The sequence below is a fragment of the Streptomyces sp. NPDC054813 genome, assembly GCF_053611365.1.
This window is the reverse complement of sequence record NZ_JBSHAF010000008.1, coordinates 220,250-243,054: the sequence shown is the minus strand read 5'-3', so window position 1 is coordinate 243,054 and position 22,805 is coordinate 220,250. Positions and strand designations below refer to the sequence as shown.

General features: G+C 70.1%; 16 protein-coding genes. 13 read left to right on the top strand and 3 right to left on the bottom strand.

Annotated features, from left to right (window positions below; all coding sequences use genetic code 11):
* Positions 1–16: 16 nt before the first annotated feature.
* Positions 17–550: a GNAT family N-acetyltransferase gene (locus ACWGJB_RS18515; RefSeq protein ID WP_453381204.1), complete on the bottom strand. Its 534-nt coding sequence runs from the start codon at positions 548–550 to the stop codon at positions 17–19.
* Between the two features lie 234 nt (positions 551–784).
* Here ACWGJB_RS18515 and ACWGJB_RS18510 point away from each other — a divergent pair, with 234 nt between their 5' ends.
* Positions 785–1,525, top strand: coding sequence for an SDR family NAD(P)-dependent oxidoreductase (locus tag ACWGJB_RS18510; RefSeq protein WP_453381358.1), 741 nt, complete (start codon positions 785–787; stop codon positions 1,523–1,525).
* Positions 1,526–1,554: 29 nt separating this feature from the next.
* On the opposite strand, the gene ACWGJB_RS18505 is transcribed toward ACWGJB_RS18510, so the two are convergent.
* On the bottom strand, positions 1,555–2,352 hold the full coding sequence (locus ACWGJB_RS18505) for a GNAT family N-acetyltransferase (protein WP_453381203.1): 798 nt from the start codon (positions 2,350–2,352) through the stop codon (positions 1,555–1,557).
* A gap of 273 nt (positions 2,353–2,625) precedes the next feature.
* Here ACWGJB_RS18505 and ACWGJB_RS18500 point away from each other — a divergent pair, with 273 nt between their 5' ends.
* The 12 genes from ACWGJB_RS18500 to ACWGJB_RS18445 all read left to right on the top strand — a co-directional run bounded on the left by ACWGJB_RS18500 (position 2,626) and on the right by ACWGJB_RS18445 (position 21,168).
* Complete coding sequence (locus tag ACWGJB_RS18500) at positions 2,626–4,323, top strand: stealth family protein (RefSeq protein ID WP_453381202.1); 1,698 nt, start codon at positions 2,626–2,628, stop codon at positions 4,321–4,323.
* A gap of 15 nt (positions 4,324–4,338) precedes the next feature.
* Complete coding sequence (locus tag ACWGJB_RS18495) at positions 4,339–6,186, top strand: stealth family protein (protein ID WP_453381201.1); 1,848 nt, start codon at positions 4,339–4,341, stop codon at positions 6,184–6,186.
* Between the two features lie 486 nt (positions 6,187–6,672).
* Positions 6,673–7,791 (top strand): Gfo/Idh/MocA family protein, encoded by a 1,119-nt coding sequence (locus tag ACWGJB_RS18490; protein WP_453381200.1) that lies wholly within the window; start codon positions 6,673–6,675, stop codon positions 7,789–7,791.
* Complete coding sequence (locus ACWGJB_RS18485) at positions 7,788–8,720, top strand: DUF6807 domain-containing protein (RefSeq protein WP_453381199.1); 933 nt, start codon at positions 7,788–7,790, stop codon at positions 8,718–8,720. The genes ACWGJB_RS18490 and ACWGJB_RS18485 overlap by 4 nt, the downstream gene beginning before the upstream one ends.
* 20 nt (positions 8,721–8,740) lie before the next feature.
* Entirely contained in the window at positions 8,741–9,502 is a 762-nt protein-coding gene (locus ACWGJB_RS18480) for a cupin (protein WP_453381198.1), read from the top strand.
* A gap of 64 nt (positions 9,503–9,566) precedes the next feature.
* Positions 9,567–10,850 carry an ABC transporter substrate-binding protein gene (locus ACWGJB_RS18475; RefSeq protein WP_453381197.1) on the top strand — a complete coding sequence of 428 codons (1,284 nt, stop codon included), beginning with the start codon at positions 9,567–9,569 and terminating at the stop codon, positions 10,848–10,850.
* Positions 10,847–11,785, top strand: coding sequence for a carbohydrate ABC transporter permease (locus tag ACWGJB_RS18470; RefSeq protein WP_453381196.1), 939 nt, complete (start codon positions 10,847–10,849; stop codon positions 11,783–11,785). The genes ACWGJB_RS18475 and ACWGJB_RS18470 overlap by 4 nt, the downstream gene beginning before the upstream one ends.
* On the top strand, positions 11,782–12,660 hold the full coding sequence (locus ACWGJB_RS18465) for a carbohydrate ABC transporter permease (RefSeq protein WP_453381195.1): 879 nt from the start codon (positions 11,782–11,784) through the stop codon (positions 12,658–12,660). Before ACWGJB_RS18470 ends, ACWGJB_RS18465 begins: the two co-directional genes overlap by 4 nt.
* Positions 12,657–13,247, top strand: a complete 591-nt coding sequence (locus ACWGJB_RS18460) for a hypothetical protein (RefSeq protein ID WP_453381194.1) — start codon at positions 12,657–12,659, stop codon at positions 13,245–13,247. Before ACWGJB_RS18465 ends, ACWGJB_RS18460 begins: the two co-directional genes overlap by 4 nt.
* 621 nt (positions 13,248–13,868) lie before the next feature.
* Positions 13,869–16,640, top strand: coding sequence for a ricin-type beta-trefoil lectin domain protein (locus ACWGJB_RS18455; protein ID WP_453381193.1), 2,772 nt, complete (start codon positions 13,869–13,871; stop codon positions 16,638–16,640).
* Positions 16,641–16,837: 197 nt separating this feature from the next.
* A complete protein-coding gene (locus tag ACWGJB_RS18450) occupies positions 16,838–19,465 on the top strand; it encodes a glycoside hydrolase family 97 catalytic domain-containing protein (RefSeq protein ID WP_453381192.1) in 2,628 nt (875 codons plus the stop codon).
* Positions 19,466–19,809: 344 nt separating this feature from the next.
* Entirely contained in the window at positions 19,810–21,168 is a 1,359-nt protein-coding gene (locus ACWGJB_RS18445) for a glycosyl hydrolase family 28 protein (RefSeq protein ID WP_453381191.1), read from the top strand.
* A gap of 281 nt (positions 21,169–21,449) precedes the next feature.
* Here ACWGJB_RS18445 and ACWGJB_RS18440 read toward each other — a convergent pair whose 3' ends face one another.
* Positions 21,450–22,631 (bottom strand): magnesium and cobalt transport protein CorA, encoded by a 1,182-nt coding sequence (locus ACWGJB_RS18440; RefSeq protein WP_453381190.1) that lies wholly within the window; start codon positions 22,629–22,631, stop codon positions 21,450–21,452.
* Between the last annotated feature and the right edge of the window lie 174 nt (positions 22,632–22,805).

Genomic DNA, 22,805 nt, shown 5'->3' with positions numbered 1-22,805 from the left:
CGACGGCTCGGCCGGCTCACGCCTGGAACTCGGTGAGATCGATGGTGTGAACGCGCAGCGGATAGCCGTACACCGGGTGCGCCGTCTCTCGCTCCGGCACCATGCCGAGCTTGCGGATCACGTTCTCGGAGGCGTCGTCACCGGCGCGGGTGATGCTGATGACGCGGTCGAGGCCACGGTCCTGGAGCGCGAATTCGAGCGTGGCCTGGGCGGCTTCGGATGCGTACCCCTGGCCCCAGAACTGTGAGCCGAGCCGCCAGTTGATCGCCACGGCGGGCAGTACCTCCGGCAGGAATTCGGGCACGGACAGACCCGTGAGGCCGGCGAGCTCACCCGAAGCCAGTAGCTCGACGGCGAAGAGCCCGAAGCCTTCCTCGTCCCACTCCTCCTCCCACTGCTCGATGGCTTCCGCGGTCTGGTCCAGGTCGCGTACCGAGCCGTCGTCGATCCAGCGCATGACCCGGGGGTCCGCGTCGATGTCCGCCATGGGCGCGAGGTCGTCGTCATGCCAGCGACGGAGGAGAAGGCGGGGTGTACGGATCTCGGTCATGCCCCTCATCCTGCCGAAGGCGACGGCCTCATGGGTAATCGACACCAACCCGTACTGCCGCTCCGGGACGGCCTTGACCTCGGATTTCACGGAAGCTTCGGGTGGGTGAGAACGCCGGCGGAGGGCGTCCGATGCGAGCGGCAGCTGTTCCAGGCGGTGTTCGCGACCGACGATCCGAACGCAAGGTCGGATTACCGCCAGCCTGCGGCGCTGACGACGGCAATGCTCAACGGCATGAACCGACTCGAAGGAAACACGGCCTTGATCACGGGCGGCAGCCGGGGCATCGGTGCCGCTGTGGCGTTACGGCTGGCCGAAGAAGGCGCCGACGTCGTCCTGACCTATGAGAACAGCGCGGAACGCGCCACCCGGGTGGTGGAGCAGATCAAGGCCGGAGGGCGCCGGGCACTGGCCATCCAGGCCGACAGCGCCATCCCCGAGGCACTCACCGCCGCGGTGGACGAGACAGCCGCGATGTTCGGCGGACTTGACATCCTGGTCAACAACGCCGGGGTCTTCCTCGTCGGGCCACTCGAGGACCTGGGGCCGGCAGAGATCGATCGCACCCTGGCGGTGAACGTCCGGGCGCCGTTCGCGGCGTCCCGGGCGGCAGCGCGTCACATGGGCCAGGGCGGCCGCATCATCAGCATCGGCAGCAATGTCGCCGAGCGTGCGGTCTTCCCCGGACTGGCGCTGTACTCGATGAGCAAGACGGCTCTGGTCGGGATGACGAAGGGCCTGGCCCGAGAACTCGGTCCGCGTGGAGTCACCGTCAACCTGGTGCATCCCGGCCCCACCGACACGGATACCAACCCTGCCGACGGGCCGAACGCCGAGGTGATCGCCGGCTTCACGGCTGTGGGCCGCTATGCGGAACCGGCCGAGATCGCATCCACCGTCGCCCACCTGGCAAGTGCGGACGGCGCGTACATCACCGGAGCCTCGATCCATGTCGACGGCGGCTTCACCGCCTGACCTGCGACGCCGATGCGGTCCGCGATCACCTACGTGCCTGCACCACCGGACACCTCGGCACCGATGGTGGCGTCGTACTGGCCGATGCCCAGGACGGGCAGGCACTCCTCGACGCCGGTCAGTTCGATGTCGTCCCGGCGGATCCGCTCCCACGCGCCCCGAGTGAGCCGCCACTGCTGGATCCGCGCGGGCTCACCGCGGCGGGTGTCCCAGTCCGTGCCGTTCGGTTCGTAGCCCAGGCCACGGGAGACGCGGTTGGACGCTTCGTTGTCGATGAAGGCGTCACTGCCGGCTTCGCGTGCGCCCAGCCCGGCGAAGGCCAGCTGCAGGACCGCCGACCGCATTTCTTTGCCGAGCCCCCGTCCGCGGCTGCCGGGGGCCAGCCACGAGAAGCTGGACACCGTGCCGAACCGCGTGAAGTTCCTGCCGATGAGGTCCTGCATGCCGACCGGTTCGCCGTCGACGAGCACGGCGAAGTACAGCCGCCACGAGTCCGGGCTCACGCGGGCGCGGCCGGCCCAGATGGCGCGCAGCCATTGCCATTCGCGTTCGGGGCTGTCGGCGTAGAACGAGATCGGGTCGTCGAACGGCCACGGCTCGGCGTCGGCGACCCCGGCCCGCACGAGCGGCACAAGACGTTCCAGCAGTTCGTCGGACGCGCCGGCCAGCGTCAGACGCGGCGTGCGGACTTCGACGTTCAGCGGGGGATAGGTATGGGCCACGCCCGGACGGTAGCCAGCCTGCCCGGCCGCCGCATCCGGATTTCCCCAGGCATCGGAGGGGTGCCCGCACCGCGTCGCCCGCCGCGGCAGCGGCTGACCGGCCACGCCTCCGCCTCCTCGCAGCGGCACGCCCCCCACTCTCGGCTTCGCCCGGGCGGGAGGTACCCCCATGACCCCGCTCGGCCCGGCCGGGAAACGCCGCTCGCCACCACCGGTGGCGGTGGGGCCAGTGACCTTTAGCACATACATGTATGAGGCGGGTGTGTGCAAGATCCGTGTTTCCTTAATTCTCTGAGAAAGTTTCTACAACCATCCGCCCTAGGTGTCCGTCTGGTTAACGCAAGGGTGTCTAGAGGTTGATGTAGAGGAGCTCAGAACGTGACGGTGCGTTCCTTTGCCCGGCGGGTGCGACCGCGAGTCGAGCGGAAGGCCGCCGAGAAGGTGTGGCAGCTGCGTACCCTGCGGCGCCGCCGCAGGGCAGCGGTCACGGACCCGGTGCTCCGCCCGGTGGCGGTGCGCGGCCAGCAGCTCTACGGACGGGTGGTGACCCGGTTCACCGCAGCCGAGGCGGCCGCCGCCAACCTCGGCCTGGTCCTCGCCGCGCTGGAGCAGGAGGGCATCCCCTACTTCCTGGTGCCGGCCTCGCGCACACGCCACACCCTCGGCGTGAACGCCCTCGACCGGGAGCGTTTCCTCACCGCCCTCGAGGCGCGGAACGCGGGGAAGGCGGTGTTCATCGGCAGACCGCTGCCCGGCGGAAAGCTCAAGCACCCCGCCCTGTTCATGGACGGTGTCCTGCCGGCCCCGCTGCGTACGGCCCCGGTCCTGCGCGTCGGGGAGAACCTCCTGGGCCCCGCGGGCCAGCTGCTCGCCGGGCCGGAGCTCGCCTGCGACGTCGAGTTCTGGGAGGACGGGGCGGAACTCCTCGCTTCCGACAAGGGCCCCCGGCGCCTGGCCGCGGTCCAGCCGCAGGCGTCCGAGGACATCTTCGCGGAGTCCCTCGTCGCGCCGCGGAACAACGGCATCACGGACGTACTGCCGGCGTCCGAGCAGAAGCCGGCCATGGTGCGGATCGGCGACCGGGAACTGCCGAGCTTCGTCGCGCTCACCCAGCCGACCGTGAACGACGTGACCTTCCCCGTCGACGTCGTATACACCTGGGTGGACGGCGAGGAGCCGGAGATGCGCGCCAAGCGCGCCCGGTACCAGGAGCGCGGCACCGCCGAGATCCTGGACAAGGAGACCAACGCCTCCCGCTACACCAGCCACGACGAGCTGAAGTACTCACTGCGCTCGCTCGCCATGTACGCCGACTTCGTCCGGCACATCTACATCGTGACCGACGGCCAGAAGCCGCACTGGCTCGACGACACCGCCCCGGGCATCACGGTCGTCGACCACCGCGACATCTTCCCGGCGGACGTCCTGCCGGTGTTCAACTCGCACGCGATCGAGACCCGGCTGCACCACATCCCCGGCCTGTCGGAGCACTACCTCTACTTCAACGACGACGTGTTCGTCGGCCGCCGGGTCACCGCGGAGCACTTCTTCCACGGCAGCGGTCTGATGAAGATCCCGGTGTCCCCGCTCAAGATCGGCGTCGGCAAGCCGCACGCCGAGGAGACGGCGACCAACTCCGCGAGCAAGAACGTCCGCCGGCTGCTGCTGGAGAGGTTCGGGCGGATGACCACGAACAACTTCATGCACACCCCGCTGCCGCAGCAGCGGGAGACACTGCGGGCCCTGGAGGAGCTCTTCCCGGAGGACATCCGCCGCACCACGGCGTCCCGCTTCCGTTCGCCGCAGGACATCGCCCTGACGGCCCCGCTGCTCTACCAGTACGCGCTGATGACCGGTCACGGCGTGCCGGGCCGGTTCGGCTTCCGGTACGTCAACATCAGCCGCCCGGACGCGGAGGCCCGCCTGGCCGATCTGCGCCGCAACCGCCGCTTCGACTTCTTCTGCCTCAACGACGTCGACGTGCCGCCCGAGGAGCGGGAGCGGGTCGGCGTCCGGATGAGTGAGTTCCTGGAGGACTACTTCCCCTTCGCCAGCCCCTTCGAGAAGCAGGACTGACGGGGGTCGGGGGGCATGGACATCCGTCACCGTCTCACGGCGCCCGCGGGCCTGCGCGCCGCCGGCAGCCTTCTGGTACGCCTGTGGACCCGGCTGTCGGCCAGGCTCTGGGCGCTGCGCACGACCCGGGCCCGACGACGCCTGCGGGCCGCCGTCCCCGGAACGCGGAGGATCACCCTCGGACCGACGCGGCTGTACGGCCGTACGGTCGCCGCGTACACCGCCTCGGACGCCGTCGAAGCCGATCTCGAACGCGTCTGCACGCTCCTGGAAGGGCTGCAGGTCCCGTACTTCCTGGTTCCCTCCGACCACGGGCACGGCGCGCCGCGGCAGATCGTGGGCGTCGAGGAGTCGTACCGAGGCGCGGTCCTCGCCCGGGCCGCCCAGCGCTTCGCGGGCACCGCCGGGTACGTCGGTGCCGTCGGGCCGGACGGCACCGTGACGACCGCGGTGCTGTGGGCCGACGGCCGGCTGCCGCGGGCCCTGAGGCGGGCCGCGGTGCTCCGCACCGGTGTGGTGCGCCTCGGCCCGGGAGGGCAGGTGCTCAGCGGCCTCGAAACGGGGTGCGACATCGAGTTCTGGCGGCACGGCCGGGACCTCGGCGCCGTCTCGGACACGGCGGCGGGCATCGCCCCGGGTACGGCCGCGGGCACCGATCCCGCCTGGCTCACCGTGCCCGGCAGCCGGCTGCCGGACGTCTTCGGCCCGGCGCTCGTCGCCCCGCGCCGCAACCCCGTGGCGGAAGTGCTGCCGGTGGCCGCGCGGCAACCGGCAGCGGGGCGCCACCGCACCGTCCCGACGTTCGCCCCGTTCGCCGAGCCGGGCATCGACGAGGTGCTGTTCCCCGTCGACGCCGTGTACACCTGGGTCGACGGGGACGACCCGGCGATGGCCGCGAAGCGCCGCGCCCATCAGGAACTCTCCGACAACGTCATCGCTCCGCGCGAGACCGGCGCCTCCCGTTACACCAGCCATGACGAACTGAAGTACGCGCTGCGCTCACTGGAGATGTACGCCGGGTTCGTGCGGCGCGTCTACCTCGTGACCGACTCCCAGATCCCCGCGTGGCTGAACGCTGACGCGGAGGGCCTGACGGTGATCGACCATCGGGACATCCTCCCGGCCGACGCGCTCCCCGTCTTCAACTCCCACGCCATAGAAAGCGGCCTGCACCGCATCCCCGGCCTGTCGGAGCACTACCTCTACTTCAACGACGACGTCTTCATCAACCGCCCGGTAGGACCCGAGCACTTCTTCCACGGCAACGGCATCGCCCGTATCCCGCTGTCCCCTCTGAAACTCGGAGTCGGCGCCCCGCACCCACTCGAACCGGCCCCGAACTCCGCCGGCAAGAACGCCCGCGAGGTGATCAGGCGCTTCCACGGCAGACACATCACGCACAAGTCGCTGCACACCCCGCATCCCCAGCTGCTCTCGGTCATGCGGGAGATGGAGAGCCTCGGAATCGAGGAACTCGAACGGACCGCCTACTCGCGCTTCCGTTCCACCTCCGACGTGGCCCCCGCGTCCACGCTCCATCACCACTGGGCGATGGCAACCGGCCGGGCCGTCCCCGCCGACTACCGCTTCCGCTACGTCCAGCTGGGCACACCGGACATGCGCCGCCGGCTGGCCCGCCTCACGGCCGGCGAGGACATCGACTTCTTCTGCCTCAACGACGTGGACACGCCCCCGGAGACCAGACCGGCCGCCCAGGCCGCGATCCGCACGTTCCTGGACCGGAAGTACCCGTTTCCGAGCCGCTTCGAAGGAGCACCCCGCAGCACCGTCCGCCCTGTCGCACCGCTCACGACGAAAGTCCCCTCCCAGCCGACGCGGGAGGAAGCACAGCGCCGCGAGTGAACAGGCCCGGAACCGAGCCCGGACCCCACCCGAGGCCGCCGGCCGCCGAGCGGAACACTCGCCGGCCGCCGGCCGCGGAGCGGGAGACGTCGCTCGACTCCGTCGGCCGTACGCAGACACCTCCGGCAGCCGCGTCAGGCCGGGCCGGGACAAGGCCGTCGTGCGTCCCTTGGGCCGAACTCTCTGTTCACCAGGGAGACTTGCGCGTTGGCCTGCCCATGTTCAGGGGGCACTCACCGGCAACGGACGCACGTCCCGGGCAGAGACCCGCGCGATTCGGACGCTCGACCGCCTGCACCATTTCGCGGGGCACCGTCGTGTCCGGAGCGCACGAGACGACCAGGACCGAGGCACAGGACCTTTCCAAGAGCTTCTCTCGGCCATCGCGGTGCGGGGGGTTGTCCTGACATTCCTCCGGACCTAGGGTCCCTCCGAGAGCAAGCGCTTTCTCCGCGTCTTGGTCCCCGGAACTCCTAGGAGGACCGCATGTCCCCCCACCACACCCGCCGCCGTGTCGCCGTGGTCGGCACCGGCTCGATCGTCAGCGGCAGCCATCTGCCCGCCCTCACCGCCCACGCCGACCGTGCCGAACTGGTCGCCGCGGTCGACGTCGACCAGGCCCGGCTCGACGCCTTCCGGGAACTCGCCGGCGGCCAGGTCGCCGGGTACACCTCCGTCGAGGCCATGCTGGACGCCGTACGGCCCGACCTCGTCCTCGTCGGCACACCCCCGTCCCTGCACCGCGAGCAGACGGTCACCGCGCTCAAGGCGGGTGCCTGGGTGCTGTGCGAGAAGCCGCTGTGCCTGTCCCTCGCGGAGTACGACGAGATCGCGGCGGCCGAGGAGGCATCCGGCGCCTACGCCTCCGTGGTCTTCCAGCACCGCTACGGCTCCGGCGCCGTGCACGCCCGGGAGCTGGTCGCGGGCGGCGAGCTGGGCGCCCCGCTGGTCGCGCACTGCCAGACCACGTGGCACCGGGACGCCGCCTACTACGCCGTACCGTGGCGCGGCACCTGGGCCGGCGAGGGCGGCGGCCCGACCATGGGCCACGGCATCCACCAGTACGACCTGCTGCTGCACCTGCTCGGCCCGTGGACGGAGATCCGGGCCATGGCGGCGCGCCTGGTCCACGACACGGAGAGCGAGGACGTCTCCACGGCCCTCGTGCGTTTCGCGAACGGCGCGCTCGCCACCGTCGTCAACAGCGTGCTGTCCGCACAGGAGGTGAGCCGCATCCGCGTCGACTGCGCGGACGCCACCGTCCAACTCACCCACCTGTACGGGCACCGCAACGAGGACTGGGTCTACACCCCGGCCCCGCACGTCCCCGCCGAGCGCGCCGACGCCTGGCGCACCCCGGAGGCGGACGTGCCCAGCTCGCACACCGCGCAACTCGGCGCCCTCCTCGACGCCCACGACGCCGGCGCCCGGCCGCCGGGCAGCGGCCCGGACGCCCGCGCCACCCTCGAATTCGCCGCCGCGCTCTACAAGTCGGCGTTCACGGGCCGCCCCGTGCACGCGGGCGAGATCGGCCCCGGCGACCCCTACTACGCAGCCATGCACGGCGACCACCCTCACTGGGCCCCCACCGAGGAGCGCGCATGAGCATCCGCGTCACCCACGTCCACGGCGAGCACATCGCGGTCGCGGCGGCGGACGGCACCGAGATCCTCCGCTACGTCTACCGCCCCGACCCCGAGGCGTACGAGGCGCGCAAGCCGTACGCCCACCCGGTGCGCACCCTCGCCGGACGGACCGTCACCGGCTACCGGCCGAGCGACCACCGCTGGCACAAGGGCCTCCAGATGACGGCCAGCCATCTGTCCGGCCAGAACTTCTGGGGCGGCAACACCTACGTCCACGGCCAGGGCTACCTGGTGCTGCCGGAGCGCGTCGGCTCGATGCGGCACGACGGCTTCACCGAGTTCGCCGTCGCGGACGACCGGCTCGCCTTCACCGAGGAGCTGACCTGGGTGGAGAACGGCGGCACGGAGTGGGCGCGGGAGGTGCGCGGGCTCACCGTCCACTCCGTCGACGAGCGGGCCGGCGCCTGGGCGCTCGACTGGTCGATCCGCCTCACCAACGTCCGCGACGAGCCGCTGACCTTCGGTTCCCCCACCACCGAAGGCCGCGAGATGGCCGGGTACACCGGACTCCAGTGGCGCGGACCCCGTGACTTCACCGGCGGCACCGCGTTCGGCCCGGACTCCGGCGCCGACTCCGGCGCCGAGAAGCTGATGGGCACCCAGGGCCCCTGGCTCGCCTACACCACCGAGCACGACGAGGCGGACGGGCACTCCACGATCGTCTTCGCCCACGCGCCCGAGAACCTGGACGCGCGGACGGCGATCCACGAGTCGCACTGGTTCGTGCGCGCCGAACCGATCCCCACGGCCGCGTTCTCGTGGGCGTTCTTCGAGGAGTTCGAACTGCCGCCCGGCGAGTCCTTCGCCTACCGATACCGGATCGTCTTCGCCGACGGCGCCTGGGACGCCGACCGCGTCGCCGCACACCTGGAGGGCCTGCCGTGGTGAACACCCCTGAAGGGGCCGCCGTGGCGGACGGACCCAAGCCCGCCCTCCCGCACCCGCTGCCCGGCGCGGTCGGGCTGTCCCACCTCAGCGCCTACGACTGGGAGGCGGCCGACGGCGTCTGCGGCGGCAGTCCGCATCTGCATCTGGTGTGCACGGAGGCCTACGTCGTCACCGGCGGCCGGGGCGCCGTGCAGACGCTCAGTCCGGACGGCTACCGGGACATCCCGCTGGAGCCCGGATCCGTCGCCTGGTTCACGCCGGGCACCGTGCACCGCATGGTGCAGGGCGGTGATCTGCGCATCACCGTGCTGATGCAGAACAGCGGGCTGCCAGAAGCCGGGGATGCCGTCTTCACCTTCCCACCCGAGGTGCTCGCCGACCCCGGGCGATACGCGGCCGTGGCAACGTTGCCGCCCGGCACGGGAGTCGAGGTGGAGCAGGCGGCCCGCAGGCGCCGGGACCTCGCCGTCGAGGGCTACCTCGGCCTGCGTGAGGCGCTGGTCGCCGGGGACAACGGTCCGTACGCGGAGTTCCAGCGGGCCGCCGCCCGGCTGGTGCACGACAAGGTGCCCCGCTGGCGTGAGCTGTGGCGGGCCGGCGCGCTGGCCACCGCCGAGCGCACCGGCGCCCAGCTCGACGCGCTGCTGGCCGGCGAGCCGTCGTATCTCGGCGAGGCGACCGCGTACGAGGCCGCGCCCACGCGGCTCGGGGGGTTCGGTATGTGCGGCCGCCGCGACGAGTACAACCTGCCGGGGACGACGCTCCCCTACGGCGGCGAGTAGCAGCTTTCCCAGGGGGACATGGGGGGCGTCAAGAAGACCGAGGAAGGGATGAGGTGACCTCGGCATGCCCGAACACAGGACAAAGGGGTTCTGCGCTTCGGCCCTCGCACTGGTGCTCTGCACCGTGCTGGCCGGCTGTGGAGGAGCCGGAGAATCGGCCGGCGGCGGCAAGGTCGTGCTGCGCTACACGTGGTGGGGCAACCCCGACCGCGCGGAGCGCACCGACCAGGCGCTCGCACTCTTCGAGAAACGGCACCCGGACATCCAGGTGCGGACGTCGTTCTCGGACTACAACGCCTACAAACAGAAGCTCGCCGTCCAGGCCACGGGCGGCGACGCACCCGACGTGATGCAGCTCGACTACCGGCAGATCGACCAGTACGCCTCCGGTGGCGTCCTGCTCGACCTGGCCCGGCAGAAGGCCGTGCTGCGCACCTCCGAGATCGATGCCGGCCTGCTCGCCACCGGCCGCGTGGACAACGCCCAGTACGCCGTTCCGCAGGGCCGCGGCAGCGAGACGGTCGTGTACGACGTCAAGGCGTGGAAGGACTCCGGGGTCCCCCTCCCCAGGCGGGGCTGGACCTGGGACGACTGGGCGAACGACATGCGGGCCCTGGCCAAGGCGACCGGCAAGCCCGGCGGCACCGACCCCGGCTGGAGCGAGGACGCCTTCGAGGTCTGGCTGCGCGGGCAGGGCAAGTCCCTGTACACCACGGACCGCCAACTGGGCTTCGGCGCCGAGGATCTCGCCAGATGGTGGACCTTCACCAAGGGGCTGCAGCGGGAGGGAGCCGTCTCCCCGGCCGAGCAGAACACCCAGCTCGACGGCTCGGTCGAGAACACCCCGCTCGGCCGCGGCAAGGCGGTCGCCGACACCAACTGGGACGCGCCGACGAGCGGTTATCTCGCGCTCGTCCCGACCGGCATCGCGCTCGCGCCGATGCCGTCCGGCGCGGACGGCACACCCGGCCAGTACTACAAGCCGTCGATGTTCCTCGGTATCTCCGCCCACACGGCCCACGCCAAGGCGGCGGCCGAGCTGGTCGACTTCCTCATCAACGACGAGGACGCGGCCAAGTTCCTCGGCGCCACCCGCGGCATCCCCGTCAACGAGGCCATCCGCAAGGAGACCACGCCGCTGCTGAAGGACTTCGACAAGACCATCGCCGACTACCAGGCGTCCGTCGAAGGCACCCTCGACGACCCGCCGCAGGCCCCGCCGCCCGGCGACAACTCCCTCCAGACCACCTTCCAGCGCGACTACGACCAGGTCTCCTTCGACCTGATGTCGCCCGCCAAGGCGGCCAAGGACTACATCACCGAGGCGAAGGCGGAGCTGAGGTCATGACCACCACCGCGATCCCGACACCGGCGAAGCCCGCCACCACCGCGGCCCCGAAGCGCCGGTCCAGGCGCGAACGCCAGGGCGCCGCCTGGGTGTTCCTCTCCCCGTGGCTCCTCGGTGCGAGCGTCCTGACGCTGCTGCCGATGGCCATCTCGCTGTACCTGTCGTTCACCGACTACAACCTCTTCGACCCGCCGCACTGGGTGGGCCTGCGCAACTACACCCAGATGTTCACCCAGGACCCGCGGTACTGGCGTTCGGTCCTCACGACCCTCACCTACGTCGTGATAGCCGTGCCCCTGCAACTGGCGCTCGCGCTCGGCGTCGCGCTCGCCCTGAAGCCCGTCAAGCGAGGCAAGGGTTTCTACCGGTCCGCGTTCTACGCCCCCTCGCTGCTCGGCGCCTCCATGTCCGTCGCTCTCGTCTGGCGGGCGATCTTCAACGACGGCGGCACGGTGTCCCACCTGCTCGGCACCGGCGGCTGGGTGAACCGACCGGGCTGGGCGCTGCCGGCCGTGGCCCTGCTGACGGTGTGGCAGTTCGGCGCCCCGATGGTCATCTTCCTCGCGGGCCTCCAGCAGATCCCCGCCGAACTGTACGAGGCAGCGGCCTGCGACGGGGCCGGGAAATGGCGGCAGTTCGCGTCCGTCACGGTGCCGATGCTGTCCCCGGTGCTGTTCTTCAACCTGGTGCTCCAGATGATCCAGGCCTTCCAGGTGTTCACACCCGCCTTCGCGGTCAGCGCCGGCAAGGGCGGCCCCGCCGACTCGACCCTCGTCTACACCCTCTACCTCTACGACCGGGGCTTCGTCGCCTCCCACATGGGCTACGCCTCCGCCATGGCCTGGGTACTGCTGCTGGTCATCGCCGCCGTCACGGCGGTGCTGTTCCGAACCTCACGCTCCTGGGTCTTCTACGCCTCCGAGGGGGACCGATGACCGCCGTATCGACCACCGCACCAACTGCCGCACCCCGCAAGCCGGTTCCCTGGGGCCGTATCGCCCTGCACGTCGGCTGCGTCGCCGCCCTGCTGGTGATGCTCTACCCGCTGGCCTGGCTGCTCGCCACCTCCCTCAAGCCCGCCGACGAGGTGATCGCCAGCCTCAACCTGCTGCCCAGCCACCTGGAATGGTCCAACTACAAGACCGCCTTCGACGGCGTCAACGACGTCTCCATCTGGCGGCTGCTGGGCAACTCGCTGCTGATCGCGGGCGGCGCGGTCGTCGGCAACGTCATCAGCTGCTCGCTCACCGCCTACGCCTTCGCCCGGCTGCGCTTCCGCTTCCGCGGCCCGCTGTTCGCCTTCATGATCGCGACGATCATGCTGCCGCACCACGTGGTGCTGATCCCGCAGTACATCCTCTTCAACCGGCTCGGCCTGGTGAACACCTACTGGCCGCTGATCCTGCCGAAGTTCCTCGCCACCGAGGCGTTCTTCGTCTTCCTCATCGTGCAGTTCATGCGCGGCCTGCCCCGTGAGCTGGAGGAGGCCGCCCGCATCGACGGCTGCGGTCCCTTCCGCAGTTTCTTCAGCGTGATCCTGCCGCTCACCCGCCCCGCGCTGATCACCACGGCGATCTTCACCTTCATCTGGACCTGGAACGACTTCTTCACCCAGCTCATCTACCTCTTCGACCCGGACAAGTTCACGCTCACCCTCGCGCTGAGCTCCTTCGTGGACTCCTCCAGCCAGTCGGCGTTCGGCCCGATGTTCGCGATGTCGGTCATCGCCCTGTTGCCGATCGTGCTGTTCTTCCTCGCCTTCCAGCGGTTCCTGGTGGAGGGCATGGCCAGCTCGGGGGTGAAGGGATGAGCGGGCTGCAGACGCGCGAACCCGGCGAGGTCTTCGGGCCGCGCATGACCCTGTTCGCCGACATGCTGAGCGTCGGCCTCGCCACCGCCGCGGTCTGCCTGCCCGTGGTGACGGCCCCGGCCGCCCTGTCGAGCGCGTGCGAGGTGCTGCGCGGCGCGGTGCACGGTCGACCCGCCACCGCCGGACGGTACTTCACGGTCCTGCGACGGCGGCTGCGCCCCGCCGACCTGCTGGCGGGCCTCGTCGGCCTGACCGGCGCCCTGCTGTGCGCCGCGGATCTGGGGCTGGCCCGGGTGGGGCTGCCGGGAGCGGCACCGTTCGCGGTGGTGGCCGGGGCGATCGGAGCGGGCGCGCTGGCCGTGGGCCTCAGGGCCTGTGCCCGCCCGGAGTCGCTCACCGACTGGCCGGCCGCCGTGCGCGAGGCCGCCCTGGACACCGTACGAGACCCGGGCGGCAGCGCCCTGGTGCTCCTCGCGGTGGCGACCGCGGCCCTGTGCGCCTGGATGCTGGTGCCCCTGGCCTTCCTGGCCCCGGGCCCGCTGGCACTGGCACTCACGGCTGTCGGCCTACGGCACGCCCGGCGCTGACCCGCCCAGGGTGATGGCGTGGTCCGGGACGGGACGGGCGTCAGCGGCGTGGAGGGGGTGGACAGTCTGTGGAAGACCCGGTCCGCGGTGACGGAACCGGGCCAACCGCTGCTGTCCGCACCGGATATGCAGGCGTGGACGGTGCTCGAGCCGGAGCTGTTCTGAGGGTGATCGGCAAGGACCCCACGGCCGAGGCGGTCGAGGCGAGCCAGGTCGCCAGGACGGGGGCGGCCGGCGCGGCAACGGGTGCGGTCGCAGCGGCGGGGAGCAGGGCGCGTCGTGAGAGCAAGAGGCACTCCTGGGCAGGACCGAACCCGTGTCCCCGGCACACGAGTACTCGATTGGTGTAGACCTGTTTGGCAGTGTTGGATATTGATCATGCACTTGTCAAGATGTAGGGCCGTGTGGCTGTTTGTGAGGATCGGGCGGCGCCGTCACCCCTGGCTGGACCGGCGATGCCGTAGGCGGGGTTGGGCGCAGGTTCTCTGGCGCAGGCCTTGACTGTAAATCAACAGGACTCCACACTGACGCCCAAACCTCCACGCACGGTTCGGTAATGCGCCCACTTTGAGAGCGCTCTCAAAAGCAAGTCCTCACCCCCCACTGGAGAAGGACGACGCTGTGCAGCGAACCCTGAAACACCTCCTGCCCCTGTGGCTCACGGCTCTTGTGGCAGCCCTTCTTGTGGCCGGTGTGCCACCGGCCCACGCGGCGACGGCCACGACGATCACGGTGGACGGCGGTCAAGGCGGCCGGACGTTCGACGGGATCGGCGCGATCAGCGGTGGCGGGGGCAACTCCCGGCTGCTGCGGGACTATCCGGCCGCCCAGCAGTCGCAGATCCTCGACTACCTGTTCAAGCCGGGATACGGCGCGACCCTGCAGTTGCTGAAGCTGGAGATCGGCGGGGACGCCAACTCCACCGACGGCTCGGAACCGTCCATCGAGCACAGCAAGGGACAGATCAACTGCGATGCCGGCTACGAGTTCTGGCTCGCCGAGCAGGCCAAGGCCCGAAACCCGGACATCAAGTTCTACGGTCTGGCCTGGGCCGCTCCCGGCTGGATCAACGGCGGGTTCTGGTCCACCGACACCATCAACTACCTGATCTCCTGGCTTGGTTGTGCAAAGCAGCACGGCCTGACCATCGGTTACCTCGGCGGCTGGAACGAGCGGGGCCACGACGCCGACTGGTACGTCCAGTTGCGGTCCGCGCTGGACAACGCCGGATACGGCAGCCTGCAGATCGTCGCCGACGACTCGGGCTGGAGCGTCGCGGACGACATGGCGAGCAACGCCTCGTTCGACAATGCCGTGTCGGTCATCGGAGCGCACTATCCCTGCCAGGGCGGTGACGGCGGCAATGCCGACACCTGTTCCAGCACCACCACGGCGAAGAACAACGGCAAACCGCTGTGGGCGTCCGAGAACGGCTCACTGGACATGGACGCCGGAGCCCCGGCGCTGAGCCGTTCCATCGTGCGCGGATACGTGGACGCGCGGATGACCGCCTACCTCAACTGGCCACTGGTCGCGGCGATCTACTCCAACCTGCCGTACAGCACAGTCGGCCTGGCCACCGCGAACTCGCCATGGTCCGGGAACTATTCGATCGGCGAGAACACCTGGGCCACCGCCCAGATCACCCAGTTCGCCCAACCGGGCTGGAAGTTCATCGACTCCGCCTCCGGCTATCTCGGCGGCAGCGAGTCCAACGGCACCTACGCGACGCTGAAGTCGCCGAACGGGTCCGACTACTCCACGGTCCTGGAGACCACCACCGCCACCGCCCCGCAGACGGTCGACGTCCAGGTGAAGGGCGGCCTTTCCACCGGCGCGGTGCACGTGTGGGCGACCCGGGTGAACAGCCCGAGCCCGTCCACCGACTTCGTGCACACGCAGGACATCACCCCGGCCGACAGCTCGTACGCGCTGACGCTTCAGCCCGGCTGGATCTACACGGTCACCACGACCACCGGCCAGGGCAAGGGCACCGCCACCGCGCCTGCCGCCCACGCCCTCGCGCTGCCCTACGCCGACACGTTCGATAACGATGTCACCGGTACCGAAGCCACGTACCTGTCCGACATGCAGGGCTCGTTCGAGGCGCGCCCCTGCGCCGACGGACGGACCGGTCAGTGCGTGCAGCAGGTGACCCCGGTCAAACCGCTCGAATGGCAGGACGACTCCGACGCCTTCTCGCTGCTCGGCGACCCGACGTGGACCGACTACACCGTCAAGGCCGACGTCAACCTGCAACAGGCCGGTACCGTCGAACTCCTCGGCCGGGCGGGCACCCAGAACCGTCCGCAGAGCCACCAGGCCGCCTACGAACTCCGGGTGAGCGACACCGGCGCCTGGTCCATCGTCAAGAGCACGGCGGCCGGCAGCCTGACCACGCTGCTCTCCGGAAGCCGTACGGCGCTGGGCACACACGCGTGGCACACGCTCGCCCTCGGCTTCTCCGGCGACCAGATCACCGCCACCGCGGACGGCGCCGCCCTCGGCACCACCGACGACAGTTCCTTCGCGGCGGGCCAGATCGGCATCGGCGTGGTCGGCTACCAGACCGACCAGTTCGACAACCTGTCCATCACCGCCGACCCGCCGGGCAACCACAGCGGCATCCTCAAGGACCGCCAGTCCGGTCTGTGCGCGGATTTGCCCGGCGCGAGCCGGACCAACGGCACACAGGTCGCGCTCTGGGACTGCCACGGCGGCGCCAACCAGTCCTGGACCCTGACGCCGTCCGGCCAACTCACGGTCTACGGCGGCGCGAAGTGCTTGGGCGCCAAGGGCGGCGCCACGGCCGACGGCACCCCGGTGCAGATCGACGACTGCAATGGCACCCCCGGCCGGCGCTGGACCGTGAACAGCGACGGCACGGTGGTCGACGCCGGCTCCGGCAAGTGCCTGGACGCCACCGGAGGCGGCACCGCCCCCGGCACCCTGCTGGAGCTCTGGACCTGCACCGGCGGCTCGAACCAGAGCTGGCAGCGCGGCGCGGTCTCGGGGGCGGTCAAGGGGCAGGAGTCCGGCCGCTGCGTCGACGTCCCGGGCTTCAGTCAGACCAACGGCACCAAGCCGGCCCTGTGGGACTGCAACGGCGGCACCAACCAGACCTGGACCTCCTCCACCACCAACCAGCTGACCGTCTACGACTCCAAGTGCCTGGAGGTCACGGGCGGCGCCACGGCCGACGGCAGCCCGGTGGAGATCTGGGACTGCAACGGGGGCACCGGCCAGCAGTGGCGGGTGCGTTCCGACGGCAGCGTGGTCAACGTCGGATCCGGCAAGTGCCTGGACGCGGCCGGGCACGGCACGGCCAACAGCACGGCGCTGGAGATCTGGACCTGCAACGGCGGCGCCAACCAGATCTGGCGGCTGTCCTAGCCACCCCTGTTCCCGCCGGGCCTCAAGCCGCCCCACTCGTGCTCACGGCCCGGCGCCGGCGATGCGCGGTGCACGCTGCCCGGCCGCCCGACACATCGCGGTCCGCGCGTAACCCGGATCCCCGTCGTCCGACGATCGCGCCACCACCCGTCGTCGCCCCCGGTCGTCACCACCACTCACCTCGATGAGGGAGACCCATGCCCATCACCCCGGTCAGACGCCTGCTGCAACGCTGCCTGACGGCACTGCTGTTGCCCGTGGCCCTCCTGGTCGTGCCGGCGCACGCCGCGGCCGCGGCCACCGGCTGGACCGTCACCGGCCCGTCCGCGGGCTCCCCGACCGCCGCGCAGGTGACGCTGGACAACGGCACCCTCACCTTCGCCGCCTCCAGCCACGGCCGGACCGTGCTGTCCCCGTCCCCGATAGGCATCCGCACCAGCGCCGCCGACCTGACGAAAGACCTGACGTTCCGGCAGCGCAGCGACCGGACGGTCACCGAGTCGTACACGGCGACCACGGGCAAGCAGCGCAACCGGCAGACCGCCTACACCGAGACGACCCTGTCCTTCTCAGGCACCGGCGGGGCCCGGCTCGACGTCGTGGTCCGTGCCTCGGACACCGGTGTGGCCTACCGTTACGTGCTGCCGGGCAGCGGATCGGTGACCGTGACCGGTGAGGCGTCGTCGTGGACGGTCCCGGCCGCCTCGAACGCGTGGCTCGTGCCGCCCGACCGCGAGGACCAGGGCCAGTGGTTCGCCACCACCGCGGCCGCAGCTCCGACCAACACCTACCACCTGCCTGCGCTGTTCCAGGTCGGCGACGCCTACGCGCTGGTGGCCGAGACGGACCTCGACGGCCGGTACGCCGCCTCCTACCTGTCCCACACGTCCGGCTCCGCCACCTACACCGCCCAGCTCGAGGGCGGGATCACCAGCACGCTGCCGCTGTCGACGCCGTGGCGCACGGCGGCCGTCGGCGACCTGGCGAGCGTCACCCGGTCCACGATCGTCGACGACCTTGCCGCGCCCTCCAAGGTCACCGACACCTCGTGGATCAAGCCCGGCGCCGTCGCCTGGTCCTGGCTGAGCGAACACAGCAGCCCCTCCAGCGAGGCCCGGCAGAAGCAGTACATCGACTTCGCCCAGCGCCACGGCTGGGGCTACGTCCTCATCGACGAGGGCTGGTCGTCCTCCTGGGTACCGGACGTCGTGTCCTACGCCAAGGCCAGGGGCGTCCAGGTCATCCTCTGGTTCAACTCCTCCGATCTGCGCACCGCGGCACAGCGCGCCCAGTGGCTGCCCCAGGTCAAGAACTGGGGCGTGGCCGGGGTGAAGATCGACTTCATCGACGAGTACAGCCAGGCGACCCTGCAGTGGTACGACGCCGTCCTCGCGCAGACCGCGGACCTGAAGCTGATGGTCAACTTCCACGGCACCGCCATGCCGCGCGGCATGCAGCGCACCTGGCCCCACGTGGTCGCCGCCGAGGCGGTGTACGGCTCGGAACAGTTCCACAACCGCGCCGCCTTCGACACCATCCTGCCCTACACCAGGAACGTGATCTCCAGCATGGACTTCACTCCCGTGGTGTTCAGCATGACCGGCCGTGACACCACCGACGCCCACGAACTGGCCACCTCCGTCGTGTTCGAGTCCGGCTGGCAGCACTTCGCCGACAGCCCCGAGAGCTACGAGGCACACCCCGAGGCGCTCCGCATCCTCGACCAGCTCCCCACCGCCTGGGACGAGACACGGTTGCTCGGCGGCAGCCCCGGAAAGGAGACGTACCTGGCCCGCCGCGCCGGCGGGCGCTGGTTCGTCGGCGGCATCTCGGCCCTGCCCGCCCAGACCTTCCAGACCCCGCTGTCCTTCCTCGGCGCCGGACAGTGGCTGGCCGAGACGGTCCGTGACGGCTCCGGCGGCCTGACCCACGAGACCCGCGTCGTCACCAGCGCCGACACCCTGTCGGTACCGGAGGCCACCAACGGCGGCTTCGTGACGGCCCTGTGCCCCTACACGTCCGGCATGTCGACCTGCTCCACCCGGGGCCAGGCCGGCGCGCTGAAGGGCAGCCAGTCCGGCCTGTGCGCGGACGTGCCGGGGGCGAGCCGGACCAACGGCACGCAGGTCGCGCTGTGGGACTGCCACGGCGACGCGAACCAGACCTGGGCCGCCTCCCCGACCGGGCAGCTGACGGTCTACGGCGGGGCGAAGTGCCTGGACGTCAAGGGCGCGGCCACGGCGGACGGTACGGCAGTGCAGATCTACGACTGCAACGGCTCCATGGCCCAGCAGTGGACGGTGAACAGCGACGGCACGGTGGTCAACCCCAACTCCGGCAAGTGCCTCGACGCCACCGGGGGCGGCACCACCACCGGCACCCTGCTGCAGATCTGGACCTGCAACGGCGGCACCAACCAGACCTGGTACCGCGCCAACACCACCGCCTCCTACCAGGAGAAGCAGTCCGGCCGATGCCTGGACCTGCCCGGCGGCAACCAGGCCAACGGCACCCGTCCGGCGCTGTGGGACTGCAACAGCGGCACCAACCAGACCTGGTTCTCCACGGTGAGCGGTGAACTGACCGTCTTCGCCAACCGCTGCCTGGAGGCGGCCGGAGGAGCCACCGCCAACGGCACCGCCGTACAGATCCACGACTGCGACGGCACCTATGGCCAGAAGTGGCGGGTCCGTTCCGACGGCACGATCGTCAACCTCGCCTCCGGCACCTGCCTGGACGCGATCGACGGCGGCACGGCCAACGGCACCCAACTGCAGCTGTGGACCTGCGACGGCGGTACCAACCAGGTGTGGACCAGGAACTGACGGCCCCGTGCATCTTCACCGTCTCCAGCACCACCTCCAGTACGCCACCAGCCCGGAGGAATCCGTATGAGATCACCGTTCACGGCGACCGGCGCGGCCGAGCGCCGTACCGCACGCGGCCTGGCTCTCGGACTGACCGCTCTGCTGCTGGCCGTCGCGGCCCTGCTGGGACTTCCCCGTCCCGCCCAGGCCGCGGCGGCGGGCGTGGCGGTGTACCCGCGTCGATCTACCAGGCGTCGACGGACTACACGCTCACCGTCAACGGAACGTCCGTCCCCGTCACCAAGTACCCGGGGTACGACATCGCCCAGTTCGCCCTCGGTACCGGCACCGCCACCATGGCGGTGACCAAGACCAACAACACCGGCATCGGCTCGTACAGCATCAGCCCGCAGAAGCTGGACCTCAGTGGATCGGTCAGCGGTTCGACCCTGACCTTCACCGTTCAGCACGACGACTACCTGATCGTGAAACTGGACGGCCGCCCCAACCTGGTGATCGCGGCCGACCCGCAGGAGTCCGACCGACCGTCGTCCACCGGCACCGGCATCTTCAACGTGCACAGCGCCCCGTACAACGTGCAGCCGAATACCGGCGCCTACACCACGACGGCCTTCCAGACCGCGCTGAACGACGCCGCCGCGTGGGGCTCCGCGAACGGCCGGCAGGGCATCGTCTACGTGCCCGCCGGTGTCTACACGCTGGGCAACCTGTACCTGCGGAGCAACCTCGCCCTCTACCTCGCCCCCGGTGCGGTGCTCCGCTACACCGGGGAGGCCGACCACTACGTGGTCTACGGGCACAAGGACTCCCAGGGGCGTGACCTCACCTGGTTCCTCTCCACCCGCTACTCGTCGTCGAACATCAAGATCTACGGCCGGGGGATCATCGACGGCAACGGGGCGGCCTCGCTCAAGCCCGGCAACCTGGGCGTGAACCTCCTCATGCCCGTCTACACCGACGGTTTCACGGTCGACGGCATCACGTTCCGGGAGTCGAGCAGCTGGGCGGTCATCCCGTTGCGGTCCTCGAACATGACGTTCCGCGACATCAAGCTCTTCAACAGGTTCGACATGGGCGAGAACGACGGGATCGACGTCACCGAGTCCACGAACGTCACCGTCACCCACGCGATCGGCATCGGGCTCGACGACCCGTTCTCCACGAAGACCTGGGGCGATGTCGCCGACATCTACAGGTCCGTCCCCGGTACCGCACGCCCGTTGAAGAACGTCACCTTCGACGACCTGGTCTCCTGGACCTACTGCTACGGGGCCAAGGTGGGCCAGGGCGTCATCCAGCCGCAGGACGGCGTCACGTTCCGGCACGTCGTCGTCTACGACGCGGCTGTGGGCATCGGCGTCCATCACAAGTACGGAGCGTCGAGTGCCACGAACATCCGCTTCGACGACATCGACATCGAGCGGCTGGACTTCACCAACGACGACAACAGGACCTGGCTGGCCCTGATGACCGGCGACACCCAGGGCGTCGGCCCGGTCACGGGCGTCACGATCTCCCACGTCAAGGTCCGCAACGCCGGCACCACGGCCGCGCGCATCAACGGCCGGCCCGGTGCCCCCATCACCGGGGTCACCCTGAGCGACATCGTGATGCCGGCGAGCACCACTGCCGCGACCACGCTCGCCCAGATGAACCTCACCAACCTCTCGGACTACGGCCCCGTCACGATCACGCCGTAGGCACCTGCCTTTCGAGCGCTGATCTCCCACCGGCGGTGAACGCTCCGTCGAGGGTGAGACCGGATCCGGCGATGAAGGCAGCCTCAGAACCGGTCACAGAGGCGACCGCGCGAACATCTTCAACGTCGAGATGTGCAAGCCGGCCCTGGCCGCCGCGGCGTCGTCCCCGTGCGGCAGAAGGACGAGCGGTGGAAGGCGTCGCGCAAGGACGGCTTCCACGCGCTCCGGCACACGTTCGCCATCAGACGCTCCATCGGCGCCGCGTGGGTGGGTGCTCGACCCTAGAGCCAGTCCCGCCGCTTGAAAATCACGTACAGACTGGCACACACGATCCCCATCAAGCCGATGGCGAAGGGGTATCCGAACCCCCAGTGCAGCTCGGGCATGTGGGAGAAGTTCATGCCGTAGATCGTGCCGACCAGCGTCGGAGCGAACAAAATAGCCGCCCACGACGAGATCTTCTTGATCTCCTCGTTCTGTTCGAAGCCCGCTTCCGCCAACGCCCGCATCTCCGCGTTCTGTTGCTGGGTGACCAGGGTCGCGTTGACCGTGAGGATCTCCGGGAGGGCCTGGCGGAGGCCGTCCACGCGTTCGCTGATGTGGGTGACGTGGTCGGCGACGTCGCGGAGGTGGCGCTGGAGTTCCTCGTCCGTGTCGTACTTGGCGAAACCGGCGATCAGGCTGTGCAGCATGCCGACCAGGGGGCGGGTGGCGCGCTGGAACTCGACCATCTCGCGGGAGAGTTCGTAGATGCGGCGGGAGACCTCCGGGTCGCCGCGGAAGACCTCCGTCTCGATCTCGTCGATGTCGATCTGGACGCCCTCGACGACCGGGGCATAGCCGTCCACCACCGCGTCGAGGATGGCGTAGAGGACCGCCTCCGGGCCGAGTTTGAGCAGGTCGGGGCTGTCCTCCATACGGTGGCGGACCGCCGAGAGGTCCGGTGCCGCGCCGTGCCGGACCGTGATCACGAAGTCCGGGCCCACGAAGACGTGCAGCTCCGCGAAGTCAACCTCCTCCGGCGCGTCCAGATAGCGGGCGGCACGCAGGACGACGAAGAGCGTGTCGCCGTACCGCTCCAGTTTTGGCCGCTGGTGTGCCTCCATCGCGTCCTCGACCGCGAGCGGATGCAGGTCGAACTCGGAGGCCAGCGAGAGGAGTTCGTCCGCGGTGGGGCGGGCCAGGCCGATCCACGCCATGCCCGCGGGCTGGTCGCGCAGTTCGCGGTAGGTCTCCGCGAGGGTCGCCGGCGTCGACACCCGCACCCCGTCGCGGTACAGCGCCGCCTCCACCACGCTCAGCGGCTCGCCCGGTGTCGCCGCCGCCGCGGAGCCCGGCTCCGGCAGCTCGGCCGTGTCCTGGTCCGGTGGCAGGGCGCGGCGCCAGACGGACCTTCTGGTGCTCCGGCCGCTCCTGCCGTTCCCGGAGTTCTTCGAGGCCGGACTGGGGCGTCGCTCGGACATCGCGGCCGCCTCTCGATGGGGACTGCATCGGCGTGATCTGTGTGATCGTAGTGGTCGGGTGTGATGGGGCGTGATCAGTGGGTCTTGGGGCAGGATATACGGGGCATACAGGCCCGGCGGAGGGAATCAAGGACGGGATTCGGTGAGAGAAGCGGACAGGATCTGTCCGCTACG

Excerpts from the sequence above, each read along its gene's own strand:
- ACWGJB_RS18510 (WP_453381358.1), top strand. The coding sequence starts at position 785 with ATGAACCGACTCGAAGGAAACACGGCCTTGATCACGGGCGGCAGCCGG.
- ACWGJB_RS18470 (WP_453381196.1), top strand. The coding sequence starts at position 10,847 with ATGACCACCACCGCGATCCCGACACCGGCGAAGCCCGCCACCACCGCG.
- ACWGJB_RS18465 (WP_453381195.1), top strand. The coding sequence starts at position 11,782 with ATGACCGCCGTATCGACCACCGCACCAACTGCCGCACCCCGCAAGCCG.
- ACWGJB_RS18485 (WP_453381199.1), top strand. The coding sequence starts at position 7,788 with ATGAGCATCCGCGTCACCCACGTCCACGGCGAGCACATCGCGGTCGCG.
- ACWGJB_RS18460 (WP_453381194.1), top strand. The coding sequence starts at position 12,657 with ATGAGCGGGCTGCAGACGCGCGAACCCGGCGAGGTCTTCGGGCCGCGC.
- ACWGJB_RS18440 (WP_453381190.1), bottom strand. The coding sequence starts at position 22,631 with ATGTCCGAGCGACGCCCCAGTCCGGCCTCGAAGAACTCCGGGAACGGC.
- ACWGJB_RS18475 (WP_453381197.1), top strand. The coding sequence starts at position 9,567 with ATGCCCGAACACAGGACAAAGGGGTTCTGCGCTTCGGCCCTCGCACTG.
- ACWGJB_RS18450 (WP_453381192.1), top strand. The coding sequence starts at position 16,838 with ATGCCCATCACCCCGGTCAGACGCCTGCTGCAACGCTGCCTGACGGCA.
- ACWGJB_RS18515 (WP_453381204.1), bottom strand. The coding sequence starts at position 550 with ATGACCGAGATCCGTACACCCCGCCTTCTCCTCCGTCGCTGGCATGAC.
- ACWGJB_RS18495 (WP_453381201.1), top strand. The coding sequence starts at position 4,339 with ATGGACATCCGTCACCGTCTCACGGCGCCCGCGGGCCTGCGCGCCGCC.
- ACWGJB_RS18490 (WP_453381200.1), top strand. The coding sequence starts at position 6,673 with ATGTCCCCCCACCACACCCGCCGCCGTGTCGCCGTGGTCGGCACCGGC.